General features: G+C 66.3%; 1 protein-coding gene. It reads right to left on the bottom strand.

What is annotated here, in order from left to right; genetic code table 11:
- Positions 1-326 precede the first annotated feature (326 nt).
- Positions 327-867 (bottom strand): helix-turn-helix domain-containing protein (locus JCM25156_RS26185; protein ID WP_277909489.1); only part of this gene is annotated, 541 nt, incomplete at its 5' end.

Genomic DNA, 867 nt, shown 5'->3' with positions numbered 1-867 from the left:
CCCATGGCGCGCGCAGTCTGGGCCATCCGGATGCGGGAGCCTTTCGCTGGCGCTCTGTCTGCGCGTAGTGGGGGAACACCTGCCGGATGCGCCGCCGCCTTCAGCGGGCATGGCCTGCATGACGGGCGAGGCGCGCGATACCCTCCGGCCCCGGATCTGACCCTGTCTCCCGCCCTGAACCGCAAGGGAATGCGGAACGGGGCGGCCGCGGGCGGACCATCAGGGTTTACTGGAGGCTGTTTGAAAAAGCCTGCCTTTGCGACATCCCGCAAATCCCAGGGAAGTTTTTGGTGAAGCTTCTTTCAAAACAGTCCGTTACCGGCGGTTCAGGCGCGTTTCGTGGCGGGCGCGCCGGTCAGGCTGCGTATCTTGCGGTGCAGGGTGGAGCGACTGATGCCCAGCATCCGCGCCGCCACGGCCACCTTGCCCCGTGCGCTGGCCAGCGCGGTATCGATCGCCATGATCTGCGCGTCACGCAACGGCGTGATGGGGGCCGTGGTGTCGTTCAGCAGGCACAGGCTCACCTCCTGCGCGGGGGCAATGCCCATATGCTGCCGGGCGGCATGGGTCGCCCCCACCACCCGGCGGTCCTGATCCAGCGCCAGCATGGGCACGGACGTTCCCTCCGCCATGCCCAGGATCATGATAGTATGATTGCGGTACATATCCATGAAACAGGCCTGTTCGATCTGGCGGGCCGCCTGTAACAGGCACGTCGCGATCAGCATGCCGTTCGTATTGTCGCCCTCGGGCTGGAACGTGCTGGCGTTGATGGCCCCGGCCAGGCGGCCCGCCGCGTCATAAACCGGCATGGCGATGCAGCTCAGCCATGCAGCCTGCTGCGCCAGTGCTGGTTGCGGTGAACGC

The organism is Komagataeibacter kakiaceti JCM 25156 (assembly GCF_000613305.1).
The sequence above is the reverse complement of the archived record's forward strand: the minus strand, read 5'-3'. Positions and strand labels throughout refer to the sequence as shown.